Raw genomic sequence first — 368 nt, forward strand, 5'->3', positions numbered from 1 at the left:
GTCGGTGTTGTCGGTCTGCACCCGCACCTGGTTGCCGCTCGGCGTACGTTCGAACAGGGTGAAGCTGTAGCGTACCGAGCGGGTCGAGGTCGGGGTCAGCAGGCGTTCGCCGATCAGCCCGAGCTGGGCGGCGTAGTCCGGGTCGGCGAGTTTCTGCAAGTAGGCGGTGACGCTTTCCTGCAACTCGTGCTGGAGGGTGGTATTGGCCCGCAGGTCGAGACGGTCGAGGTCGTACAGTGGCACGCCGAGCATCCCGGCCAGGCGGGTGCGAGCCAGGGTCACGCCCTTGTTGGTCGGCAGCGGTTGCACCGTCGGCTGGCTGCGTGGGTCGCGGAACGCCAGCTTCTGCGCCAGCGCCGCATCGCGTA

1 protein-coding gene is annotated in these 368 nt (G+C 67.9%); it reads right to left on the reverse strand.

All coding sequences use genetic code 11. The features are described from left to right. A partial coding sequence (locus FLO80_RS24285) for a hypothetical protein (protein WP_223145567.1) occupies positions 1 to 368 on the reverse strand: 368 nt, incomplete at both ends.

This window comes from Aquicoccus porphyridii (genome assembly GCF_008369105.1).
Taxonomy (GTDB): domain Bacteria; phylum Pseudomonadota; class Alphaproteobacteria; order Rhodobacterales; family Rhodobacteraceae; genus Aquicoccus; species Aquicoccus porphyridii.